The sequence below is a fragment of the Halobacillus litoralis genome (genome assembly GCF_009856445.1).
GTDB classification, from domain to species: domain Bacteria; phylum Bacillota; class Bacilli; order Bacillales; family Halobacillaceae; genus Halobacillus; species Halobacillus litoralis.
In genome coordinates, this window is sequence record NZ_WMFA01000001.1 from 1,008,005 (window position 1) to 1,023,625 (window position 15,621).

A 15,621-nucleotide genomic window follows, 5' to 3' on the forward strand; every position below is an offset into this window, starting at 1 on the left:
GCAACACAATCCTCGAGTTGGAAAAGACAGAGGAAAAGGGAATCATCTGAATTGAAAGAATTATCTAACACAATTTGGTATAATGGGTAACTGAAGTTTTAGTACAAAGGAGCCCTTTACATAATGAGTATAGAGAAAATAAGAAAAGCGAAGGAAACGATAGGCCGGGTGATCCTCGGTAAAGATGAGGTTCTGGAACTATTGTTTGTCTCTATTATTGCAGATGGACACGCACTTCTCGAAAGTGTACCTGGATCTGGGAAAACGAAGTTAGCTAAAAGTTTCGCTAAAGTGATGGATGGGCGATTTTCAAGGATCCAATTCACGCCGGATGTCCTCCCGAGTGATGTCACAGGCATCAAATTTTTCAATCCTAAAACACAAGAATTCGAACTGCGAGAAGGTCCGGTAATGACGAATGTTCTACTCGCAGATGAGATTAACCGAGCGACTCCGAAGACTCAGTCCAGTTTGCTTGAGGTCATGGAGGAAAAGCAGACGACGGTGGATGGAGAAACGTTAAAAATTGCCCCACCACTTTTTGTTATTGCCACTCAGAACCCTGTGGAAGGAAACCATGGGACTTTTCCTCTCCCAGAGGCCCAATTGGATCGATTTTTATTCAAAATTGATATGGGATACCCGGCGCAGCAAGAAGAAAAAAACATATTAAGAACCTATCAAAAAGATGAACCGTTCGAAACACTCACGCCGCAAATCACCTTAGGAGAAATTTTACAACTCCGTGAACAAGCAAAAGATATCTCTATTGCTGAAGATACTCTGAATTACCTTTTGGATCTTGTACGTTTGACACGTGAAAATGAGAATATTGATTTAGGGGTCAGTACGAGGGGAGCTCTCGCTTTCATGAGAGCGAGTCAGGCCCGGGCGTTACTGTTAGGGAATCATTTTGTCCGCCCCGAAGATGTGAAATTCTTGGCCCCTTATGTATTAGAGCACCGTGTTGTTCTCTCCATGGAGGGAGCTATCCGAAAAACTAAAAGCCAGGTGGTCCGGGAAGTGATCCAGGAGGTCCCTGTTCCGGTAGAAGAAGGTTCGGTCCAGTGATTGATTGGGAAAAGCGACTAGGATTGGGAAGACGGTTTTATGATGGTGTCTGGGCAGCGGTAATCCTCACCGGATTGGTGGGCTTCATCATCAATCAGCCGATTTTTTATTTCCCTACAGGGCTTCTCATTATATTTATACTTGGGAGTAAGATCTTCGACCGTTACAGTGGTTCGAATTTTGAGCTGCACAACGTTAAACATTCCGTTCGGTTGTTTCCGGGAGATGAGGCAGAATGGGAGATCCATGTGAACAATTATTCAAAGATTCCTATGTTAAACGGAACGTTGTCCTTTGAAACAGGAAAAATGGTAAGTAGTAGAGGGGGAAGGATGAATGAATTGAATCATACCTATTCTTATAAATTACCCTTTTCCTTAATGAGTGGTGGAGAGTCCATCATTCAGATTCCAATGAGAGCTGAAACACGCGGGGTCACTAAGGCAAGGAATATCTCGTTCCGATTTCCCCACTTACTGAATTTCACTCCTATCAAAATGTGGTATAAAAAAACGCATCGCACCGAGTTTATCGTTTATCCATCACCGGAAGTTGTCCACGGTGTCAACGAATATATTCATCCTTCTATTGGGGAACAACGTGCAAATTTTTCTCCCTATGAAGATGTTCTTACCCCTGTTGGAACACGTGATTATGAACAAGGAGATCCCTTTCATAAAATTCACTGGAAAGCGAGTGCGAAAACACAAACTTTGAAGACGAAAGTTTTGGAGCGTCAGGTGGATGCGAGTTGGACGATCATCGTCAACGTAGTTGAACAAACGAGACTGGGCAATGAACACTTGTCTACCCGCCTTGAGTCATTATTATCCTACGCGTGCTACTTGTGCTATACAGCTACAGAGCGAGGTTACCCCTATGAAATGTTTATTAACATGCGCAAACCTCAAAGGCATCCTTATTTTTATCAAGAAAAAGGGGAGGGCAACGTTCATTTACGTCAATCCCTGGAAATGTTGGCACGGATTGATAAAGAACAACGGCTCCTGCCCATGGACCAATTTTTCCATTGGTTCGGGCCGCGTGGCTTAAGTAGTAAAGTTGTTCTCATAGTGGGAGAAATCCCCGATGGAGCCATAGATCAGTTAAAAGACTGGAAATCTAAAGGCACTGAAGTACTTCAAGTACAGATGCATGGATCGTCGGCCTATTTACGCCCTGCATTACAAGGAAGGGGGCTTGAATATGGTAGAAGGTAAAAGGAATATCATTTTTGTATATCAGACTTTTGGGGAATCCATGCTTTTCTTCGTGCTACTTTTTCCTTTGATTCAGTGGACGTCTGTATCTCTCTCCTATATTCTTTATTGCATCTATGTGATCGTTAGCATCGTTCTGTTTTTTCTTATTAGAAAGTGGACGCCAGGCTTTTCCCCTTATCTTATTAGTATAACTGCAATTGTAGCCATTGCTTATTTGGGGGGAGCAAGTTTATTACTAGGTTTCATTGTCGGATCATTTCTAGCTTGGAGGTATTACCGTCACGAAACTGATCCTGGTTTGAATCATGAACTCTCATTAATTTTGTACACGTCGATTCTTACTTTTATTATGATTTTTTTCTTCCGGTCCTGGGACCTTGTCTACGCGTTGATTACCTTATATGTTGTCACGTGGGTAGGGTATGCTTTTTCCCACTATTACAACGTAGACAAAAGGGAGAGAAAAGGAGCGGGGAAAAGTCTCTTTGTCCTCTTCCTCTCATTAATCTCCGGTACCTCCGTTGTACTGCTTCTTTTTCCCTTTCTACGATCATGGATGGGAGCGCTTTGGAGTGGAATCTCGTACACCTTTCTTGTAGGGGTCAACGGGATTTTGACACTCCTTGCCAAAATAGGTCTTGATGTTTCCAAGATAGAGCCTAGGGAGGAAGGTTCTCTGCCGGAAATCGAGACTTCTTCTCAAGAAAGGCAGGAAGACCTCCAGCGAATGAATGACAGCAACCAAGAAACGATTCAAAAAGTAGCTGGTGCTATTGAAACAGGATCCATTGTCCTGATTGTTGTTGCCCTTCTAATAGCCATTGTCATCTTTTTCTTCTTAAGAAAAAGGGCGGCTATGGATATGGAAACGAGCTCTGATGCTCTCAACTATCAGTATTATGCGCATAAGGAAGGAGATAAAAAGAAAACTTTCTCTTCCTTTCCTTTTCATAGATCCCGGACAGAAGGATGGGTAAGAAAGCAGTTTCGCATATTTGAACATTTTGCTGAACGAAATGGATATGGCAGATATTCAAACGAATCCCTGGAGGACTGGTTTCATAGAATTGGGCTTGAGATAGAGTCTACGGTTCTTTATCAAAAAGTGCGGTATGGCGGTCAATCGTTAACGGGCGATGAAAAAGAGCAATTTGAGCTTGAGTTGAAAGAACTAAGACAAAAAATCATTGAGAAAAAGCAATGACCTTCAGGAAATGAGTTTAAGCACTTCTTTTTCAGGAAACATACAGTATAGATTCGATTTACAATTCTTGAAAGGAGTCGCTGTTTTATGGACTTAAATAAAGAAATAAAGAAACTAGAGGCAGTACATTTAGAAAAACCACAAAAAGTATTTACGATGTATCTAAACACCGACCCTTCCGACCCTGATCAACAAGGGGGAGAATGGAAGATCCATTTGAAAAACGGTTTGAATAATTTTGAATCCTATCTTCAGAAGGATGGAGATTCTGACGAAAAGAGAAACTATTGGGCAGTAAAAGAAAAAGTTGAGCAATTCATAGAAGAAAATGAACAAAACTTTGCTAAAAGTGTTGTTTTATTCGCTACCGGTGATGAAACGGTATGGTTTGCTGAACGTTTCCAAATGCCTGTAAAAACAGAATTTTACTGGGAAGAAACCCCTGTCCTGGATCAACTGAAAGAGATGCAGAACAAGTTTCCTAAAACAGGAATCGTTCTAACCCAGAAAAACCAAATCAAATTGATTGATGCACAACTTGGGTCGTTGAATGATACACAATTGTTTGAACTTGATCTGGATACGGAAGATTGGAGACAGCACCAAGGTCCACACCGTGCTCAGCCTTCCATGGGATCTGGTGGAGCCAAAACTTCCAAGAGAGATCAATTCCAAGAGCGTTTCGAAGCCAACCGTTATCGTTGGTACAAGAGTGTAGCTCCTAAGATTGATAAACTAGCTAAAGATTACGGTTGGGAGCGCTTCTATCTTGTGGGTGATAAAGAGGAGCTGAAAGACCTGCAGGACCATATGAATAAAGAAGCGGAAGAAATGATTAACAAAAACCTTCTAGACCATGAAGAGATGCATGTTCTTGAAGAAGTTGTACAATAGCATGAGAAAGAAGGGTGCTGGTTTAAGACCGGCACCTTTTTTATGTCTCCGGCTTCACTGCTTAGAGCTTTCTTATGAGACGGGGTCTCTTACGGTGTACCTATCCCTTATCTCTCTTCATATCCAAGGAGAATCTTAACATTATACATATAAGAAATAGGTATGATAAAATATTATTTAATGAAAATAAATCAGATTGGGGAATGACACATGTTCGTCGTAGATTCTATGGTGAAGGTACCAGATCATAAAGCAGATGATTTAATTGATATATATAGAAAACGATCCCGTCTTGTAGACCAGGCGGATGGTTTTATTTCCTTTCAATTGCTGCAGAACGACAGGAAACCTGGTGAACTGACGGTGCACTTGGAATGGGAGTCTAAAGAAGCTTATCTCAAATGGGCTCGCAGTGAGCAGTTCAAGAAAATCCATGAATTAGAGAAGCAATATCCCGATCAGGAACTTCAAGGGATCGTGCCGAAGGTATCTAAATATGAGGTGGTCGCCACGTGAATAAGTCTGAGCAGAGTCGCTTGGTTCAATTAGTAGCAGATGAAATTTATGAGGCTTACCCATACCTTTGGGAAAAATTCGGTCAGAACGGAAGAGATCGAACCGAAGAAGATAACTTCCATCATTTAGATCATTTACAAGCGGCCTATGAGATGGATAGTGTCGATTTTTTTATGGATTACACGAAATGGCTGAATACGGTGCTTACATCAAGGGAAGTACCTACTTCACTGATTATTGATAATTATGAACGGCTCGTGCGCCTTCTTAAAAACATGGAAGTTGTGGACGAGGACGAAAAACAGTGTTATATCAAATATTTGGACGAGGCTTTACAACATTTGCATACACTTTCAAAGAGGTGAATACTTTGGACGTGCAACACGAAATTTTAGCTCATTATTTCCTTCAAGGAGATGAACAAGGGGCAGAAGATTATATAAAAACTTTATTAGAAAAGCATCCGAGGGCTTATTTGTATGAAGATATTATTACTCCCGCCATGTATTATGTTGGAGAACTGTGGGAGAGAAATGAAATATCCGTTGCGGACGAACATCTGGCTACAGCCATTTGCGACTTCGTGCTCTCGAAAATCGACTCGGAAAGTGGTCCTGTAAGTAGAAGACACCAAAAGAACTTCAAAGCTATGTTATTCGGTGTAGAAGAAGAACAGCATTATATAGGTTTGAAAATGGTGGCAGATACGTTTAAAGACCATGGGTGGAGAGTGCGTTATCTGGGACCGGACCTCCCTTTGGACCACTCTTTCACTCAAATAGAAAGGTACCGGCCTGATGTCATCGGGATATCAGCGGCATTGCCTTATCGCTTAAAAACAATCAAGAGGTTGTTGGAACGTTTTTCTCAATTAGAATGGAATCCGCTGATTATGATTGGCGGCAGAATAGTAAAAAAATACGACTTGAAAGAATTTGAATCTGAACAAGTGATGGTGGTTAAGGATCTGGATCATCTGAAACGTTGGTTCAATGAAGGAAGGGAAGAAACGATCAATGAAACGAGTTGAACGCAGCTTTCCTTTGCCACACGTCATAATCAATAAAAATTTTAAAGTTGAATCCATATCGGATGAAGCTGTTGAGATGTTCGGCGAAGTGGACAACCTTTTAGATGTTATGGATGAAGGGAGCCTGTCTAAGATTAAAAAATGGGTCACCCCTGATGTTCATAAACTCTCAATAGAAATCGCAATTAAACCTTCAGGTGAAGGGCAGAATCCAATCACATGCGATATGCATGTGAAGTGGAAAAATGATTTGTATGCAGAAGTGTTGATCATTCCAAAAGATGAACAGCTATCAAAAGTGACTAAAACCATGGATCAATTGCGGTCCCGGTTGAACGATACTAACTTTCAGCTGCTTGAAGAAAAAGAGAAATTGGAAGATGCGATCCAGCATGGAAACCGACTTTCCGCTCCGTTTATCCGCTTAACAGAAGAAACCGCATTAATTCCGCTCTTTGGCCATATTACAGCTGATAAAATGTACACAGTTGAAGAGCCATTGCTGCAAGCTACCCAACACGGGGATATTGAGAGAATTCTTTTTGATTTTACGGCAGTAGGCCAAATCGACGGGGATGGAGCTCAATTATTGAAAAACTTAATGACATCTTTATGTTATATGGGTTCTGAAGTCATTATCACCGGGGTTCGCCCGGAGCAGGTGAAACGTATCCAGTCGATTCATTTTTCATCAGAAATTACGTTTATGAACTCTCTGCATCAGGCTTTAAAAAAATATTGCAATGACTAGAATGACCCGCTCCTATATATAGGAAGCGGGTTTTTATATGTGCAAAGATCATTCTTTCATAAAAAAACGTTAAAGAATGAATCTTTTGTGGAATAGTTTACCAAGAGCTAAGTTTGAGAAAGGTTGTGAAATTATGGAAATGACATTAGAAGTAAATGGAATGACGTGTAATCACTGCGAGCAATCCGTAAAGGGCGCTCTTCAAGAATTGGAAGGGGTACATGGTGTAGAAGTTGATCTGGACAGCGGGAATGTAAACATCACGTACGATGAAGCTTTTGTAAGTAAGAAAATGATGAAAGAAGCCGTAGAGGCTCAAGGGTATGAACCTGTAGGATAAACAAAAAGAAGCCCGGAAACGGGCTTCTTTTTTAGCTCTGTGATCGTTAAAAATTATTGGACATTGTAAGGCAATTGGGTCTTATAACCTGTGAATTGTTGATACGTCTGATCGATTTTCTGCTTCTCTGCCTGTTCAAGTGCATACCACCCATTTTTAAACATGAGATTGTATAAGTTGCGTTGGCAGTCCTGGGTTTCCTTGAAAATCGTAGCAAGATCCTGATAAAGGTTTTGATTGCTAGCTTCGTTTAAGGCGATGTTATAAGAAGCGGTCATATACTTTTCAGTTGTCAGCTGATCATTAACAAAATCTCTCTCATTCATTTGTGGAGTTTTAGGAACATTTGTTTCAGGGTTCTGTATCTTTTGAGTCTGATTCATGATATACCTCCTCAGTTGGTTGTTTGGGATTGAGAATTCAAATGATTAAGCAGCTTATCATAGTGGCGCTGGTGCATTTGGCCAGCCTCTTCTAAAGCGGCCTGTATTTCTGGTGTTTGACAATTTTGTGCAAAGAAATGAGCTTTTTTACAGGCATTCAAATTCCAGGACAGCATGTCAGCTAGATAAAGCTGATCTTTTGTACTCACGATATTAGGTACTTGAGACATGGGCTGGGACTGCTGCATGGATTGATTTTGTTGTTGCATCACGTTTCCTCCTTCTTTTTTCATTTTTTATTATGACCTTCATCGCCATTTCTATAAGAAAAATCATTACAGTAGCCACTAGTAGTCATAACTTGTGGAAAAAGGTGGGGGTTTGTCGAAGGAAACATAATTTTTACCCATTCCATCTAATAAATGATAAAATAGTAGTATGTTAACGATTACATGACAGAAAAATCAGAACGGATTTTGTAAACGGGAACAAGGTTTAGGGGGTTGGAGAATGGAACGTATACTCAGAAACTTTTTTCTTTTTTTATCAAAAAACCGCTTTTTTACCAAGTTGGCAAAGAAATATGGACTTCGCTTTGGGGCAGGGAAGTTTGTAGCGGGAGAAACTGTACCGGATGCGGTTAAAACAATCAAAGAATTGAACGAAAAGGGGATGGCTGTAACCATTGACCATCTAGGGGAATTTATTGATAGTGAATCCGAAGCACGGGAAGCAGCGGAAGGCTGTATAAAAGCAATCGAGGCAATTGCCGACCATCAGTTGGATTCACAGCTTTCTTTAAAATTAACTTCTATGGGTCTTGATATATCGGAAGACCTTGTGATGGAGAATATGCGCAGGATTCTGGATGTCGCTGAAGAAAAAGATGTGTTTGTTACCATAGACATGGAGGATTATGAAAGATGTGAAAAGACACTTGAAATCTTCAAAAAGCTGCGAGAGGATTATGAGCATATAGGAACCGTATTACAGTCATATTTATACCGAACCGTTGATGATATAAAAGAACTCGACAAATACCATCCGAATCTACGACTAGTTAAAGGCGCTTATAAAGAGTCACCGAAAGTCGCTTTTCCCGAGAAGAAAGACGTAGATGAGAATTTGAAGAAGATCATCCGGATTCATTTGCTGAACGGGAACTACACAGCTGTGGCCAGTCATGATGATCGAATGATCGAATACACGAAATCGCTTGTAGAAGAAAAGGATATCTCAAAAGAACAATTTGAATTTCAAATGCTCTATGGAATCAGAGTGGAAAGACAGGAAGAGTTAGTAAAAGAAGGGTATAAAATGCGAGTGTATGTTCCTTATGGAAATGACTGGTATGGGTATTTTATGAGAAGGCTCGCTGAGAGACCGGCGAACGTCGCCTTTGTACTAAAAGGTGTATTTGGAAAGTAATTCGATGCCCGCATATTTGCGGGCATCCTTTTATGAGGTTGTGCATAAAATACAGGAACAAATGAATTTCAAGAGAAGATTTTACAGAATTATGGAGAAAAGGATTGCGAAATGTCTGAAAATATTTTATATTATACATAGATACGAATTAGCCGTACTTATTTTTTTGGCTTTAAAATGAATGAGCATTCATTCAAATGAGATAGGGGGAAATGTAATGAATCACAAAATCAAGCGGGCAGCCGTCCTTGGATCTGGAGTAATGGGCGCAGGAATCGCCGCCCATTTAGCGAATGTAGGTATTCCTACATTGATGATGGATATCGCCCCTCGCGAACTAACTGATGCAGAGGCAAAAAAGGGGCTTACGCTGGAAGATCCAGCCGTGAGAAACCGGATTGCTGCTGAAAATAAAAAAGGACTGCTTAAACAAAAACCTTCACCACTAACAAGTAAACAAAATCTTAATCTAATTGAAGTCGGAAACTTCACAGATGATATGGAACGTTTATCAGAAGTCGACTGGGTCATTGAAGTAGTCGTGGAGAACCTTGATATCAAGAAAAAAGTATTAGCTGACGTAGACCGTCACCGTAAGAAAGGCTCGTTTGTCAGTTCCAATACTTCTGGAATTTCAATTGAAGCCATGTCCGAAGATTGCAGTGAGGATTTTAAATCTCATTTCCTAGGTACACACTTCTTCAACCCGCCACGTTATTTGAAGTTATTAGAAGTGATTCCTACGAAGCATACAAGTCCAGATGTGCTTCAATTCATGAAAGAGTTTGGAGAAGATGTTCTTGGCAAAGGTGTTGTTGAAGCGAAAGACACGCCTAACTTCATTGCTAACCGAATTGGAACGTACGGTCTATTAGTGACCGTTCAGCAAATGCTTGAAAAAGGATACTCCGTCGGTGAAGTGGATTCAGTCACCGGACCGATGATAGGAAGGCCAAAAAGCGCAACCTTCCGTACGCTTGATGTTGTTGGTTTAGATACGTTCATCCATGTAGCCAACAATGTGTACGACCAAGTAGAAGGAAAAGAGAAAAAAGCTTTCGAAATTCCTTCCTTCATGAAAGAAATGCTTGATAAAGGTTGGCTGGGATCGAAGAGTGGGCAAGGTTTCTTCCTTAAGCAGAAAGGCGAAAAGGGAAGTGAAATCCTGCAGCTTAACCCTGAAACCCTTGAATACGAAAAACGTGGCAAGTTGAAGACCAAAGCCACTGAAATGGCGAAACAGGAAAAAGGTCCACAGCGAAAATTGAAAACGCTCGTACATGCAGAAGGTGACCGTGCTGGCGACTTAGTGTGGTCCGTTGTAAAACCAGTCCTTCTCTATTCAGCAGAATTGTATGGTGAAATTGCTGATGATGTACCGTCTATTGATGAAGCTATGCGCTGGGGATTCGGCTGGGAACTTGGTCCATTTGAAATGTGGGACAGTATCGGCCTTAAAGCATCTGTGGAGCGTATGAAGAAAGAAGGAGAGACGATTCCAACGTGGGTAGAGAAGATGCTGGATGATGGAATCGAAACATTTTATAAGAAGGAAAATGGAAACGTTTACTTCTATCATGAAGGAGAATACAAACAGCAGTCCTTTAATGAAAAAGTCATCAACCTTAAACGCCTGAAAGAAGAGCGTGAAGTCATAAAGAAAAATGCTGGTGCCAGTTTAATTGATCTTGGCGATGGGGTCGCTGGTTTGGAGTTTCATTCCAGAAGCAATGCCATTGGACTTGATATTATTCAGATGATCAATTTTGCGGTTGATCATGTAGATGAGAACTTCGAAGGCCTTGTCATCGGCAACCAGGCAAAAAACTTCTGTGTTGGTGCCAACCTTGGAATGATTCTCATGGAAGCGCAGGATTACAACTTCTTTGAAATCGAAATGGTCGTAAAGAGTTTCCAGGACAGTATGATGAAAATGAAATATTCAGATAAGCCTGTTGTTGCAGCGCCATTTGGAATGACTCTTGGCGGGGGAGCGGAAGTTTGTCTGCCTGCTGATGCTATCCAGGCTTCACAGGAAACCTATATGGGTCTCGTGGAAGCTGGTGTCGGTCTAATTCCTGGTGGTGGTGGAAATAAAGAACTCTACATGAAGCACTTAAGAAACATACCTAATGGCATTGATTTTGATCTGCAGAAGGTTGCCAACAGTGTGTTTGAAAAAATAGCTATGGCTAAAGTCTCTACTTCAGGAGAGGAAGCGAAAGAGAATGGTTTCTTAGACCAGCAGGATGCCATTAGTGTCAACGGCGACCATCTCCTCCATGATGCGAAACAAAAAGTGCTCGGGCTGGCGAGGTCAGGCTACCAGGCACCTAAACGTACGAAAATACCGGTAGTTGGTGAGCAGGGCTATGCCACAATGCTTCTAGGTGCCAAATCACTAGCGCTAAGTGGATATGCCAGTGAACATGATCTTAAAATTGCAGAAAAACTAGCTTTTGTTCTATCAGGCGGAAAGTTGAAAGAGGGAACGCTCGTAGATGAGCAGTATCTATTAGATCTGGAACGTGAAGCCTTTTTAAGTCTTGTAGGGGAGCCGAAGTCTCAAGCTCGTATGCAGCACATGCTTATGAAAGGCAAGCCGCTACGTAATTAAGTTAATAAAAAGAGGGGGAAGAGCCGTGAAAGAAGCAGTTATCGTATCAGGAGCTCGTACACCAGTCGGTCGGGCGAAGAAAGGGTCACTTGCACATACACGTCCCGATGATCTGGCCGCTTTGACAATTAGGGAAACATTGAAAAGAGCCAACAATTATGAGGGCAACATCGATGATGTCATCATTGGATGTGCGATGCCTGAAGCAGAACAAGGAATGAACATGGCGAGGAATATCGCAGGCCTTGCCGGACTTCATCATAAAGTGCCGGCGATTACAGTTAACCGATATTGTTCCTCTGGTTTGCAGAGTATCGCTTATGCCGCAGAAAAAATCATGCTTGGTCACAGTGACACAGCCATTGCAGGTGGTGCGGAGTCTATGAGCCTCATCCCTATGGGAGGTCACGTGATTAAGCCGAATATTCAATTGGTCGAGAATGCTCCTGAGTATTATATGTCTATGGGGCATACCGCTGAAGAAGTGGCGAATCGTTTTGAAATATCAAGAGCAGATCAGGATGCATTTGCGGTACAGAGTCATGAACGTGCAGCGAGAGCGATTCAGGAAGGGAAATTTGAGGATGAAATCGTTCCAGTTGAAGTGACGAACCGTGAGCTTGGAGAAGACAATAAAGTAAAAGAAAGAAAAAGCTTCTTCTCTATGGATGAAGGAGTTCGCGCGGGTACTACACAAGATGTACTTGGCAAGTTGAAGCCGGCGTTCTCAACAACAGGTTCTGTAACAGCGGGAAACTCTTCACAGATGAGTGACGGTGCAGCAGCTGTTATGGTTATGGACCGCGAAAAAGCAGAAGCTGAGGGTCTTACACCTCTAGTCAAATTCCGCTCCTTCGCAGTAGCCGGAGTCGAGCCGGAGATCATGGGAGTTGGACCGATTGAAGCTGTACCAAAGGCTTTGCGGATGGCTGGTCTTTCTTTATCCGACATCGGTCTCTTTGAATTGAATGAGGCCTTTGCATCTCAATCCCTTCGCGTCATTCGTGAACTTGGATTAGATGAAGATAAAGTAAACGTAAACGGTGGGGCGATCGCTTTGGGTCACCCGCTGGGATGTACAGGAACAAAGCTTACATTAAGTTTGATCCATGAAATGAAACGACGGAATGAGCAATTCGGTGTTGTGACTATGTGTATTGGTGGCGGTATGGGAGCCGCTGGAGTATTTGAATTAATTTAACTCGGGGAGGAACAGAAAGATGAGCGATTTGAAAGAGATGATTAAAGGCGGAGGATTCATTGTCGAAGATTTGGCAGCAGAAGATGTGATTACACCGGAAGATTTTACAGATGAACATTTAATGATTGCTAAAACAGCGGAAGATTTTGTTCTTGGCGAGGTTGTTCCAAAAATTGACAACCTTGAAAACCACGAATTTGAACATTCCGTAGCCCTTTTGAAGCAAGCGGGAGAGTTGGGATTGTTAGGTGCTGATGTACCTGAAGAGTACGGTGGACTTCAGTTAGATAAGATCAGCTCTTCATTGATTACTGAAAAGTTTTCCCGTGCTGGAGGCTTTTCCGTTACCCATGGTGCTCACGTGGGCATCGGCTCTCTACCGATTGTTTTCTTCGGTAATGAAGAACAGAAACAAAAATACCTTCCATTGCTTGCTACAGGGGAGAAAATTGCTGCGTATGCTTTAACAGAGCCAGGTTCAGGATCCGATGCTCTTGGAGCAAAAACGACAGCAAAGTTAAATGATGCTGGTACTCATTATGTATTAAATGGAGAAAAGCAGTGGATTACGAACTCTGCCTTCGCTGATGTGTTCGTCGTATACGCCAAGATCGATGGAGATAAGTTCACGGCGTTTATAGTGGAGCGTGACTACCCAGGCGTATCTACAGGTCCAGAAGAGAAAAAGATGGGAATTAAGAGTTCTTCCACTCGTACATTGATATTAGAAGATGCGGAAGTCCCTGTGGAGAATGTTCTTGGAGAAGTTGGCCGCGGGCATGTCATTGCATTCAACATTCTAAATGTCGGTCGCTACAAACTGGCGATTGGTGGAGTAGGTGGTTCTAAGCGAGCAATTGAGCTTTCGGTCAAGTATGCCAAGGACCGCAAACAGTTCAAGACTCCGATCGCAAGCTTTCCATTGATTCAGGAAAAGATCGGTTCCGTAGCAGCCAACACTTATGCAAATGAGAGCTCCGTGTATCGTACGGTAGGTTTATTCGAACAAAGCATGGGTAAATTGTCTGACGAAGAGCTGAAAGATGGCGCTGCCGTTGCTAAAGTCATTGCAGAATATGCAATTGAATGTTCATTGAACAAAGTGTTTGGAACAGAACTTCTGGACTTTGCTGTGGACGAAGCTGTACAAATACATGGTGGATACGGTTTTATGGCCGAATACGAAGTAGAAAGAATGTACCGTGATTCCCGCATCAACAGAATCTTTGAAGGTACGAACGAAATCAATCGTATGATCGTCCCAGGTACACTGTTGAAGAAAGCAATGAAAGGCGAGTTGCCTCTCCTTCAGCAAGCACAAGCCCTTCAAGAAGAAATTATGATGATGATGCCGGAAGAACCGGGTGTGGAAGTTCTGGAACAAGAGAAATATTTATTGAAAAATGCGAAGAAGATTGGTCTCCTTGCTGCTGGTCTTGCCGCACAGAAATACGGAGAGAAACTGGAAAATGAGCAAGAACTTCTTGTAAATATCGCGGATATAGTAGGCGAGATTTATAACATGGAATCTGCCGTTCTTCGTACGGAAAAAGCAATCAATAAATCAGGTGAAGAGAAGAACAAACAGAAACTCCTCTATACACAAGTGTATGTGCAGGAAGCCTTCAATCGAATCGAAGGACATGCGAAAGAAACATTGATTGCAGCGGAATCCGGGGATTCTTTAAGAATGATGCTTGGTGCTATGCGTAAACTGACACGTCATACACCTACAAATGTTATTCCTAAGAAGCGTGAGATTGCAAAAGCATTGATTGAAGCTGAAAAGTACACGGTTTAAAAAATAAGATTGAATGTCACACAGGGCCTGCACTTTCGAAACGCGAAGGTGCAGGCCTTCGTTTTGCTCTATTCATCTTAAACAATATGGCAGGATTGTGGAGGACTCAGTTTCGAGACTTATGACGCGTGTGTCTGGACGATGGAGCAAGACGAACCTTTTCCCGGAGCCCCTAAACTCACACAAACACCTCGAAACTGAGTCTTCAACTAAAGGGAGGATTATGGAAGAGCATGAGGTGAATATGAAGACAATCTTAGAAATAAATGAAATCTTCGCCTTCGTTGTGATAAAATATTAGACAACAAGAATGAAGGAGGGTGTGAAGATGTCTTTAACCTTCTATTGGTACCCAAATTGCGGTACATGTAAAAAAGCTAAAAAGTGGTTGGATGAGGAAGGGATTGACTACGAATCTGTACATATTGTCAATCATCCCCCTTCAGAAGAGCAGTTGAAGAGCTTTATTTCTACTAGTGACAAACCTGCAAAGAAATTCTTTAACACTAGTGGGAAAAAGTATAGAGAACTGAATATGAAGGAAAAGCTAAAAGAAGCAGATGAAGCACAGATGATTGAGTGGTTGGCATCTGATGGAATGCTTATAAAGCGGCCTATCCTAACTGATGGTGAAAAAACAACCGTAGGGTTTAAGCAGGATGAGTTTGAAAATGTTTGGGCTCAGTGAGCACATTATTGGGAATAGAAGCCTATAGCTTTTATGTTTATATTAGTTGTTGAACTATAATTATTATTTTGGAGGTAATTAACATGAGCGTACCTAAAGACCTGCGTTATTCTGAAGAACATGAATGGGTGAAAGAAGAAGGGGAAAAAGTTAGAGTCGGTATTACTGAATTCGCGCAATCAGAACTTGGAGATATCGTATTCGTAGAACTTCCAGAAGTCGGGGATGAGCTGGAAGCAGATGAGCCGTTTGGCAGTGTAGAGTCTGTGAAGACAGTTTCTGAACTTTATGCTCCTCTTAGTGGTAAGGTTGTCGAAGTTAATGAAGACTTGGAAGACAGTCCGGAATTTGTTAATGAATCTCCTTACGATAAAGCCTGGATGGTTGTTGTTGAACCAAGTGACAACTCCAAGGTCAATGATTTGATGACTGCGGAAGAATATGAAGCAATGATTGATGAAGACTAAGGATAGT

General features: G+C 41.8%; 17 protein-coding genes. 15 read left to right on the forward strand and 2 right to left on the reverse strand.

What is annotated here, in order from left to right:
• Positions 1 to 123 precede the first annotated feature (123 nt).
• The 9 genes from GLW00_RS04645 (at position 124) to copZ (ending at position 7,029) form a co-directional block, all read left to right on the forward strand.
• Positions 124 to 1,071 (forward strand): AAA family ATPase, encoded by a 948-nt coding sequence (locus tag GLW00_RS04645; RefSeq protein ID WP_202412353.1) that lies wholly within the window; start codon positions 124 to 126, stop codon positions 1,069 to 1,071.
• Entirely contained in the window at positions 1,068 to 2,291 is a 1,224-nt protein-coding gene (locus GLW00_RS20880) for a DUF58 domain-containing protein (RefSeq protein ID WP_160911635.1), read from the forward strand. The genes GLW00_RS04645 and GLW00_RS20880 overlap by 4 nt, the downstream gene beginning before the upstream one ends.
• Positions 2,278 to 3,498, forward strand: coding sequence for a hypothetical protein (locus tag GLW00_RS04655; RefSeq protein WP_160911636.1), 1,221 nt, complete (start codon positions 2,278 to 2,280; stop codon positions 3,496 to 3,498). Before GLW00_RS20880 ends, GLW00_RS04655 begins: the two co-directional genes overlap by 14 nt.
• Before the next feature lie 87 nt (positions 3,499 to 3,585).
• Positions 3,586 to 4,392, forward strand: a complete 807-nt coding sequence (locus tag GLW00_RS04660) for a VLRF1 family aeRF1-type release factor (protein WP_160911638.1) — start codon at positions 3,586 to 3,588, stop codon at positions 4,390 to 4,392.
• Between the two features lie 210 nt (positions 4,393 to 4,602).
• Positions 4,603 to 4,908 carry an antibiotic biosynthesis monooxygenase family protein gene (locus GLW00_RS04665; protein WP_160911640.1) on the forward strand — a complete coding sequence of 102 codons (306 nt, stop codon included), beginning with the start codon at positions 4,603 to 4,605 and terminating at the stop codon, positions 4,906 to 4,908.
• The gene (locus GLW00_RS04670; RefSeq protein WP_160911642.1) at positions 4,905 to 5,273 is read left to right on the forward strand and encodes a hypothetical protein; all 369 of its coding nucleotides are present in this window, start codon (positions 4,905 to 4,907) and stop codon (positions 5,271 to 5,273) included. Before GLW00_RS04665 ends, GLW00_RS04670 begins: the two co-directional genes overlap by 4 nt.
• Positions 5,274 to 5,284: 11 nt before the next feature.
• Positions 5,285 to 5,938 (forward strand): cobalamin B12-binding domain-containing protein, encoded by a 654-nt coding sequence (locus GLW00_RS04675; protein WP_335808442.1) that lies wholly within the window; start codon positions 5,285 to 5,287, stop codon positions 5,936 to 5,938.
• On the forward strand, positions 5,925 to 6,689 hold the full coding sequence (locus GLW00_RS04680; protein ID WP_160911645.1) for an STAS domain-containing protein: 765 nt from the start codon (positions 5,925 to 5,927) through the stop codon (positions 6,687 to 6,689). Before GLW00_RS04675 ends, GLW00_RS04680 begins: the two co-directional genes overlap by 14 nt.
• Before the next feature lie 133 nt (positions 6,690 to 6,822).
• Positions 6,823 to 7,029: a copper chaperone CopZ gene (copZ, locus tag GLW00_RS04685; RefSeq protein ID WP_160911647.1), complete on the forward strand. Its 207-nt coding sequence runs from the start codon at positions 6,823 to 6,825 to the stop codon at positions 7,027 to 7,029.
• A gap of 53 nt (positions 7,030 to 7,082) precedes the next feature.
• Here copZ and GLW00_RS04690 read toward each other — a convergent pair whose 3' ends face one another.
• Both GLW00_RS04690 and GLW00_RS04695 read right to left on the reverse strand, forming a co-directional pair.
• Positions 7,083 to 7,412, reverse strand: coding sequence for a spore coat protein (locus tag GLW00_RS04690; protein WP_146816736.1), 330 nt, complete (start codon positions 7,410 to 7,412; stop codon positions 7,083 to 7,085).
• An 11-nt stretch (positions 7,413 to 7,423) separates the two neighbouring features.
• On the reverse strand, positions 7,424 to 7,681 hold the full coding sequence (locus GLW00_RS04695) for a hypothetical protein (protein ID WP_146816734.1): 258 nt from the start codon (positions 7,679 to 7,681) through the stop codon (positions 7,424 to 7,426).
• A 241-nt stretch (positions 7,682 to 7,922) separates the two neighbouring features.
• On the opposite strand from GLW00_RS04695, the gene GLW00_RS04700 reads away from it, so the two are divergent.
• From GLW00_RS04700 to gcvH, 6 genes are all read left to right on the forward strand, one after another.
• On the forward strand, positions 7,923 to 8,840 hold the full coding sequence (locus tag GLW00_RS04700; protein ID WP_160911648.1) for a proline dehydrogenase family protein: 918 nt from the start codon (positions 7,923 to 7,925) through the stop codon (positions 8,838 to 8,840).
• 217 nt (positions 8,841 to 9,057) lie between these two features.
• Positions 9,058 to 11,457: a 3-hydroxyacyl-CoA dehydrogenase/enoyl-CoA hydratase family protein gene (locus tag GLW00_RS04705; protein WP_160911650.1), complete on the forward strand. Its 2,400-nt coding sequence runs from the start codon at positions 9,058 to 9,060 to the stop codon at positions 11,455 to 11,457.
• 25 nt (positions 11,458 to 11,482) lie between these two features.
• On the forward strand, positions 11,483 to 12,658 hold the full coding sequence (locus tag GLW00_RS04710) for an acetyl-CoA C-acetyltransferase (RefSeq protein WP_160911652.1): 1,176 nt from the start codon (positions 11,483 to 11,485) through the stop codon (positions 12,656 to 12,658).
• 19 nt (positions 12,659 to 12,677) lie between these two features.
• Positions 12,678 to 14,459, forward strand: a complete 1,782-nt coding sequence (locus GLW00_RS04715; protein WP_160911654.1) for an acyl-CoA dehydrogenase FadE — start codon at positions 12,678 to 12,680, stop codon at positions 14,457 to 14,459.
• Positions 14,460 to 14,787: 328 nt separating this feature from the next.
• Positions 14,788 to 15,147 (forward strand): arsenate reductase family protein, encoded by a 360-nt coding sequence (locus tag GLW00_RS04720; RefSeq protein ID WP_160911655.1) that lies wholly within the window; start codon positions 14,788 to 14,790, stop codon positions 15,145 to 15,147.
• Between the two features lie 83 nt (positions 15,148 to 15,230).
• Positions 15,231 to 15,614, forward strand: a complete 384-nt coding sequence (gene gcvH / locus GLW00_RS04725; protein WP_160911657.1) for a glycine cleavage system protein GcvH — start codon at positions 15,231 to 15,233, stop codon at positions 15,612 to 15,614.
• The last annotated feature ends 7 nt before the right edge of the window (positions 15,615 to 15,621 follow it).